The following is an 8521-nucleotide window of genomic DNA, read 5'->3' on the forward strand; positions in this document are numbered from 1 at the left end:
TCAGAGCTGACAGAACTATTTTTTACTGGCACGGTCTCCCTTAAATATTAAAAAAATTCTAGCATTTGTCAGCAGTAATGCCTGAAATTTGGTATAATTAAAACAGAAATTATGAAGAGGAGGGCGAAACTTGAGCGATTTTAATCAATTTTTTGACCCTAGTTTTTGGCAGAAAATCTTTGAATTAAATGAGTCACCGTATCGGATCATCGTCGCTGTGCTTGACATAGCGATTGTCAGTTTCTTCTTGTATATGGCGATTCGTTATGTTCAAGGAACAAAATTGATGACATTGGTGCGTGGTGTAATTATCTTCCTTGTCATCAAGGTTATAGCAGGTTTGATTGGCTTAACGACAGTGGAGTGGTTACTCAATCAAGTCATTACTTATGGAACGATTGCGGTTGTAATCATTTTTCAACCAGAAATTAGGCGGGCTTTGGAGAGCCTCGGTCGAACGACAGCAATCTTTACACCAACGAAAAAGGGAGCGATTGATGGGCATATTGCTGCCTATGAAAAATCATTTTCATACATGAGTGAGCGAAAAATAGGCGCTCTGATTGCCATTGAACAATCGCAGACCTTGGCAGAATATGTTTCAACAGGAATCCATCTTGATGCTGACATCACGAGCGAATTGTTGATCAACATCTTTATTCCAAACACGCCCTTACATGACGGTGCTGTGATTGTCCAAGGTGACAAGATTGCGGTAACGAGTGCTTATCTTCCCTTGACTGAAAAATCAGGTATTTCCAAACAATTTGGGACACGACATCGTGCTGCGATTGGTCTTTCTGAAGTATCAGATGCTTTGATTATTGTGGTTTCAGAAGAAACGGGTGGCATTTCTGTTGCCCACAACGGTGAATTTTTCGCTGATATTTCGAAGGAAAGATTCCATGAAATCTTGGTTGCCATTTTGGTTCATCCCGAGCATAAAAGAAAAGGAGATGAGAAATGAGCAATAAATTTTTTACATCTAAATTTTTCTACATTTTGACTTCTGTCTTTTTTGCCATCGTTTTGTTCTTTAATGCCAATGCGACTGCTATAAGAAATGGCGGAGATACTACGAGTGGTTCAGTATATACCGCAACCATTAGCAATGTTCCGATTGATTTGAAGTATGACAGTAACAAATATTTCGTTTCAACCACAACGTCAGTAGTGACAGTGCATTTGTCAGGCTATACCAGACTTCAGATTGCCAATGAAACCAATGAAGACACGAGAAATTTTTATTTGTCGGTGGATTTGACCAATGCGAAAGAAGGAACGGGCGTTTATCCGATTCGGGTAGAGCAGTTACCGAGCGGTGTTAAAGCTGAAATCACACCAACATCAGCTGAAATCACGATTGAAAAGAAAGCTACAAAAGAGTTTGAGGTGACACCAAAAATTGATCCAACACAAATTCCAACAGGCTTCAAGATTTCGTCGATTGATTTATCTGATGAAAAAGTGAAAGTGACTGCTGGGGAAGAAAGCATGAACAAGATTCAAGCCATCGAAGCTGATTTGCCAGATGATGTTACTTTGCTTGAAAATTATTCAGGCCGAATTTCATTGCGTGCGGTGGACTCTAAAGGAACGACTTTGCCTGCACAAATCAGTCCAGCAACGGTCAGAATGGATATCAAAGTGGACAAGCTTTCAAAAACAGTGCCCATCAAAGCAAAATTGACGGGAACCTTGGATAGTAGCTTATCCTCGATGAAGACCAGTCTGTCAACGTCAGATGCTAAGATTTATGGACAAAAAGCAGATTTGGATAAAATATCAGAACTGACAGCTTCAGTCGATATGACCGGTATCAAGACCGAAAAGAAAATTCAAGTGAGTTTGCGTCAATCAGGTCTGACAGTCGATCCAAAAACAGTTGAAGTAACCTTGACACCAGTCAAGAAGAATTAATAATAAAAAAACTTGCCATTTTTTGACTGCTTTGATAAACTATTATTGCGTCAATAATGACAATTAGATTAAAATTTTACATGAAATGTAAAAAACGGAGATTAAACAAAATGGGTAAATATTTTGGAACGGACGGTGTCCGTGGCGAAGCAAATGTTGAATTGACACCAGAAATGGCCTTCAAATTGGGTCGTTTCGGCGGTTATGTTTTAAGTCAACATGAAACGGGAACACCTAAAGTTTACGTGGCTCGTGACACTCGAATTTCAGGACAAATGCTTGCAACAAGCTTGATTTCAGGACTTCTTTCAGTTGGAATTGAAGTTTATGATTTGGGCGTTATTGCAACACCCGGTGTTGCGTATTTGGTGAAAAAAGATGGAGCCTCTGCGGGCGTTATGATTTCAGCCAGCCACAACCCTGCGCTTGACAACGGAATTAAATTCTTTGGTGGCGATGGTTTCAAACTCGAAGACGAAAAAGAACTCGAAATTGAAGCTTTGATTGATGCACCAGAGGACACATTACCACGTCCATCAGCTGAAGGATTGGGTATTTTGCATGACTACTCAACAGGTGTCCGCAAATATCAAGAATTTTTGAAATCAACCGCTGAAGGTAATTTTGAAGGTTACAAAGTTGTTTTGGACTGTGCTAACGGAGCATCACACACAAGCGCCCGTAGCGTATTTGCTGATTTGAATGCTGAATTGACTGTTCTTGGTGAAAGCCCTGACGGACTTAACATCAACGTTAAAGTAGGCTCAACACATCCAGAAGCAATGGCAGCTAAAGTCGTAGAAACAGGAAGTCAAATTGGACTTGCCTTTGACGGCGATGCTGACCGTTTGATTGCAGCTGACGAAAAAGGAAATATCATTGACGGCGACAAAATCATGTTCATCGTTTCTAAATATCTCAAAAACGAAGGAAAATTGGCACAAGATACTGTTGTAACTACAGTCATGTCAAATCTTGGTTTCCATTTGGGAGTTGAAGCTGAAGGATTGAATTCGGTTGTGACTGCTGTTGGTGACCGTTATGTTGTTGAAGAAATGAAGAAAAATCATTATAACTTTGGTGGTGAACAATCAGGACATATGATTTTCCTTGACTACAACACAACTGGAGATGGACAATTATCAGCCATTCAACTCTTGAAAGTCTTGCGTGATACTGGAAAACCTTTATCAGAATTGGCAAGCGAAGTCACAATTTACCCACAAAAATTGACCAATATCCGTGTGGCCAACAATGCAGCTAAAGACGGTGCAATGGAAGTGCCTGCGATCAAAGCAATCATTGCTGAAATGGAAACAAAGATGGATGGTCAAGGTCGAATTCTTGTCCGCCCTTCAGGTACAGAACCACTCTTGCGCGTCATGGCTGAAGCACCAACAACTGAAATGGTCAACGAAGTAGTAGATACGATTTCAGCTGTTGTTGAACAAGAAATCGGCGTGAAATAAGCGTAATAAATAAATGACTTCATGTGAGCATGTCTGTCAATAAAATGCTAAAATGAAGTTATCAAAATGAAAGAAAAATAATGTTTGGTTTTGGTAAGAAAAAAATAGTCAAAGCGGACAAAATTCTGTACAGTCCCTTTGATGGTCATGTTTTTAAAATGGAAGAAGTGACAGATCCTGTATTCTCGAAAAAAATTTTGGGAGATGGATTTGCACTTTCTCCAGAAAGTTCAGTAATTTTGGCGCCTGTTGCTGCAAAGGTTGTCCTTGTGGAAGGTCATGCCATCGGTTTTGTCAGAGCTGACGGACTTGAAGTCTTGCTTCATTTGGGGATTGATACGGTCAATTTGGCTGGTCTGCCCTTTCAATTTTCCGTCAAAAAAGGCGATGTGGTCGAAGGTGGACAAGAAATCGGACAGGTCGACTGGCAGGCAGTCGAGAAAGCTGGCTATGAAAAAACAACGCTCATTCTTTTCACTAATGCTAATCAGTGTTTTAATAGTTTTGACATCAATTATGGTGACGTTAAAGCAGGAACACCACTTGGTGCTGCCAGCGTGAAATAGTTGGAAAAATAAATGTAAAAGAAAGTGAATAAACCCATGTTTAAAGCAGTATTATTTGACCTTGACGGTGTCATTACTGACACTGCCGAATACCATTTTCGTGCATGGAAAGCCCTCGCCGAAGAAATCGGAATTGACGGTGTTGACCGTGAATTCAATGAACAATTAAAAGGTGTCTCTCGTGAAGATTCACTCAAAAAAATTCTTGCCCTCGGTGGACAAGAAAACAAATATTCAGCAGCCGAATTTGCTGAACTTGCACAACGCAAGAATGACAATTATGTTCAAATGATTCAAGACGTTTCACCAGAAGATGTTTATCCAGGTATTTTACAACTTTTGAAAGATTTGCGTGCCAACGGTGTAAAAATCGCCCTTGCCTCAGCTTCAAAAAATGGCCCATTTTTGCTTGAACGCATGGCTCTGACTTCTTATTTTGACGCCATTGCTGATCCTGCCAAAGTTGCAGCTTCTAAACCAGCACCAGATATTTTTATTGCTGCAGCAGAAGCAGTTGGAACAACTGGACAAGACTCAATCGGACTTGAAGACAGCCAAGCTGGTATTCAAGCCATTAAGGATTCAGGAGCGCTCCCAATCGGTGTTGGTCGTCCAGAAGATTTGGGATTTGATATCGTTGTTGTGCCAGACACATCGCATTATACTTTCGAATTTTTGAAAAAAGTTTGGGAAGAAAATCGCGGTTAATGCGACTGAACCAATATATAAAATCGAACACACTTTCAAAGTCTGTCAGTACTGACAGACTTTTTTTGTGATTATAGTCTGTCAGAATTGAAAATCATTTTCATAACGATTATAATAGAGAAGGACTTTAGGGGAGCTATAAAAACTCAAATCACGAAAAAAACAGTATTAGAGGTCCACTTATTGAGCCGGAAAGGCTCGAAAGGAGAATGTCACGAAAATAGTAATCTTCGGTGATTCAATCACCAACGGTTATGGCTATCAATCGGCTTCTGCTTCACAGATTTTGAAAGAAAAATGTGAGCTTTTGGCCAGTCAAAATGGACTTGCTTTAGACGTTCGTTTGCATGGATTAAATGGCGACACCAGCCAGCGTGCAATGGAGCGCTTGCCACTCGTTCTCAAAGAAGAGGCAGACCGAGTCTTCATTTTCTTTGGTGCCAATGATTCAGCTAATTATGAACCAATTTCGCCCGTCAGTTTTTATCGTTATTTAGAAGACATGGTTGAGCAAATCGGCCCTAAAAAAGTTGTTCTTATTACGCCACCTTATCATAATGATAAGTTTGAACCTGATTTGCGTAACAATAAAAATCTGCTGCGTTATGGCGAACAAACCAAAGCGGTTGGACAAGCACAAAATGTTCCTGTTCTTGACTTACACGCCACCATGTCAGCACTGACAGACCCAAATCTCTGCTTGCAGGCTGATGGTCTCCATTTTTCAGAGCTTGGATATGAGGTTTTGTCAGAACTTATGGTTCAATTTCTCATAAAAGAAGCGAAATTAAAAGAATAGGTTAAGTTAAAAAAACTATAATACAGGCATGAAAAAATACTTAAAATTAAGTGTTATCGCCATTATTTTGAGCATGACAGTGATATCAGCTCAAGCAGACACGACCACAAACACCACAGCTTCAAGCAGCGCTAGTAGCTCATCATCAACTGCCAGTACGACCAGTACTCAGGCAAGTTCAAGCAGTGCCAGCAATTTAAAAACAGCCAGTACGCCAGCAAGTAGCCAGACGGTTGCTAGCACAACGGCACAAAACACGGCACAAAATACAGCAACGAATGCAACGACAAACAATCAGCCAAATGCTGGAGGCCAAACGAATGGAACACCGCAGTCATCATCTCAGCAAGGTTCGACGGGTTCGTCAACCACAGTCATCAAAGAAACGGTCTATAATAATGCGTCAAAAGCAAGTTCAAGTAATCTGTTAACGATAATTTTATCGAGTTTGTCAGCGTTGGTAACGATTGTAGGGGGATTGATTGCCTTTTTCAAACACCTTCACAAAAAAGTGAAAGGGAGTCAAGAAAACGCAAATTCACAACAAGAAAAAGCTATCCCTGCTTCGTCAGCACTGACACGTCGGAAAAGACATTCATAAAAAGGAATAGAGGAGTATAATGAAATTTAACGAAAAAGAAATGTTGGCATTTGCCGAAAAACTAGGAAGAAAAATTGAAGTACAAGATATCATCGTCTTGACAGGAGAACTAGGCGCTGGAAAAACTACCTTTGTCAAGGGCTTGGCACTTGGCCTTGACATTGCACAAATGATTAAGAGCCCAACTTATACGATTGTTCGCGAATATGAAGGGCGTTTGCCACTTTATCACATGGATGTCTATCGGATTGGTGACGATCCAGATTCGTTTGATATGGACGATTATTTGTTTGGTGACGGCGTTTCAGTCATCGAATGGGGCGAATTATTAGGAAAAGATTTACCCGATGATTATTTGGAAATCGTTTTTGATAAATATGTTGATAGTTTTGATACGAATGCCAATCGTGCCATTCGTTTGATTGCTCACGGCGAACGCTATGAAAAATTAGTACAAGAATTAGACTAATATGAAAATAAAACTGAGCAAAAAATTGCTCTTTTTTATTTTATTTTGACAAAAAGATGATAAAAAAGAATAAAAATATTTAATTTGTTATTGTTAATCGGTCAAAATTTGGTATAATGCTAATATGAAACTATGGATGAAATCTCTCCTGATGACAGGAGCAATTGTTTTAATAACCGTTGGAGCGGCGGCGTCATATGTATATGCAGTATCGAAATCGACCGTCAATGCGCTCAAAACAACATATACTGATGTGGGGAATAAAGATACTGCAAAAGTATTGAAAGCCACAGAACCGTTAACGATTGTCTTGCTAGGAGTTGACACAGGTGGTGTCGGTCGTGGAACTTCTGATGATTGGAATGGGAACTCAGACTCACAAATCGTGATGACATTAAATCCGAAGACCAACACAACCACAATGGTTTCAATGGAACGTGATACCATGACCAATATCTTGGATACTGACGGAAATGTTGTTTCTACTCAAAAGATGAATGCTGCCTACCCAATGGGCTTCAATGCGGGTGGAACATCTAAAGGACTAGAAACAGCCGTTGGCTATTCCATGAAGACGATTGGTGAACAAGCAGGAGTTGAAGTGGATAATTTTGTGACCATCAACTTTGATGGCTTGATCAATCTGGTTGATGCAGTCGGCGGGGTGGATATTTACAACGACCCTAAACTGATTGCCGCTTCAACATCCACCTATCCAAATCCAAATCATGAAATTTTTATTTCTGATACGGAGCCTCAATACACAGCCCGCGTTGCATCTGGTTGGCAGCACATCAATGGTGAACAGGCACTCGTTTATACGCGTGACCGTCATCACCGTGTGGGAGGCGACTACGGACGTCAAGTGGCACAACGTCAAGTCATTTCTGCTTTGATGAAAAAATTGTTGGCATTGGATAATTTGACACAATATCAAAAAATATTGGACGAAGCATCAAAAGACTTCAAAACCAATATTCCAATCACAACATCAACCCTGTCTTACCTTTTAGGTTACAAGGATTGTTTCAAAAAAGTTGTCTCAATTCAGTATCAAGGATTGGGTGAAACTGTCAATGGTGGCTCATATCAATTCATTCCGACCAATATGTATCTTGGTATTCAAAACGTCATGAGACAATCGCTTGGCCAGTCTAGTGTGACAACCTTGCCTTCTCATTTGATTACCTATGAGACCTATTTTAGTGGCTCAACACCTGGCTATGAAATGCCTTCTGCGACTGTCACAGAAAATGGCAAACAAACGTCATACGGAATTGATAAGACGGGTACCCTCGTTGCGATTACAGATGCAAATGCTTCGCAATATACATCAATCAATCTCGGAAGTACAGTCTCGCAAAGTTCGACATCAACTTCAAGTACGTCAAGTAGCTCAAGCACCGCTTCAACAACGAGTGGCACGACAACATCGTCAAGTGCAAGCACTACGACAGAAAGTAGTGTGCCGTCAGGACTGACAGCAACAGGAACGACTGGTGTTTATAAATCACCAAACGGATACGATGTTTATTACAAGAATGGCTATTATGTTTATAATTCTGGAAAATTATATCCAGATGGAACAAAATATCCAGGACAATAACTTCTTGAATAATTGATAAAATAAGAATAATATGATAGAATAAATTCTGTTGGGATTTCATTGGATTGAAAACCCAGCAGGATTTTTATTTTGTCAGTACGGACAAGGTTCAGTAGCTCAGCTGCGATTTCGACTGTTTGCTTCAGCAAACTAGCGAGAATCGACAAGCCAATCAAAGCTATTTGAATTCCTCAATTTCTGAGGTCAACGGTACAAATATAAAAACGGTTCAGTAGCTCAGCTGCGACTTCGACTGTTTGCTTCAGCAAACTAGCGAGAATCGACAAGCCAGTCATAGCTATATGAATTCCTCAGTTCCTGAGGTCAACGGTACTCGTATAAAAACGGTTCAGTAGCTCAGCTGCGATTTCGACTGTTTGCTT

At 40.2% G+C, this 8521-nt stretch carries 9 protein-coding genes; all 9 read left to right on the plus strand.

Features of this window, described 5'->3' with window-relative positions:
• Positions 1-130: 130 nt before the first annotated feature.
• The 9 genes from cdaA (at position 131) to GHI45_RS00450 (ending at position 8138) form a co-directional block, all read left to right on the plus strand.
• On the plus strand, positions 131-967 hold the full coding sequence (gene cdaA, locus GHI45_RS00410; RefSeq protein ID WP_147779186.1) for a diadenylate cyclase CdaA: 837 nt from the start codon (positions 131-133) through the stop codon (positions 965-967).
• The gene (locus tag GHI45_RS00415; protein ID WP_147779187.1) at positions 964-1920 is read left to right on the plus strand and encodes a YbbR-like domain-containing protein; all 957 of its coding nucleotides are present in this window, start codon (positions 964-966) and stop codon (positions 1918-1920) included. Before cdaA ends, GHI45_RS00415 begins: the two co-directional genes overlap by 4 nt.
• A 110-nt stretch (positions 1921-2030) precedes the next feature.
• Positions 2031-3389, plus strand: a complete 1359-nt coding sequence (gene glmM, locus GHI45_RS00420; protein WP_147779188.1) for a phosphoglucosamine mutase — start codon at positions 2031-2033, stop codon at positions 3387-3389.
• An 80-nt stretch (positions 3390-3469) separates the two neighbouring features.
• Entirely contained in the window at positions 3470-3955 is a 486-nt protein-coding gene (locus GHI45_RS00425) for a glucose PTS transporter subunit IIA (RefSeq protein WP_147779189.1), read from the plus strand.
• Between the two features lie 36 nt (positions 3956-3991).
• Positions 3992-4663 carry a beta-phosphoglucomutase gene (pgmB, locus tag GHI45_RS00430; RefSeq protein WP_147779190.1) on the plus strand — a complete coding sequence of 224 codons (672 nt, stop codon included), beginning with the start codon at positions 3992-3994 and terminating at the stop codon, positions 4661-4663.
• A gap of 226 nt (positions 4664-4889) precedes the next feature.
• Positions 4890-5462: a GDSL-type esterase/lipase family protein gene (locus tag GHI45_RS00435; RefSeq protein ID WP_255514219.1), complete on the plus strand. Its 573-nt coding sequence runs from the start codon at positions 4890-4892 to the stop codon at positions 5460-5462.
• A gap of 28 nt (positions 5463-5490) precedes the next feature.
• The gene (locus GHI45_RS00440) at positions 5491-6063 is read left to right on the plus strand and encodes a hypothetical protein (RefSeq protein ID WP_147779192.1); all 573 of its coding nucleotides are present in this window, start codon (positions 5491-5493) and stop codon (positions 6061-6063) included.
• A 19-nt stretch (positions 6064-6082) separates the two neighbouring features.
• A complete protein-coding gene (gene tsaE, locus GHI45_RS00445; protein ID WP_187230059.1) occupies positions 6083-6532 on the plus strand; it encodes a tRNA (adenosine(37)-N6)-threonylcarbamoyltransferase complex ATPase subunit type 1 TsaE in 450 nt (149 codons plus the stop codon).
• 124 nt (positions 6533-6656) lie between these two features.
• Positions 6657-8138 (plus strand): LCP family protein, encoded by a 1482-nt coding sequence (locus tag GHI45_RS00450; RefSeq protein ID WP_147779193.1) that lies wholly within the window; start codon positions 6657-6659, stop codon positions 8136-8138.
• Positions 8139-8521: the final 383 nt, after the last annotated feature.

Source organism: Lactococcus sp. dk101 (assembly GCF_009601055.1).
In the GTDB taxonomy this organism is placed as follows: domain Bacteria; phylum Bacillota; class Bacilli; order Lactobacillales; family Streptococcaceae; genus Lactococcus.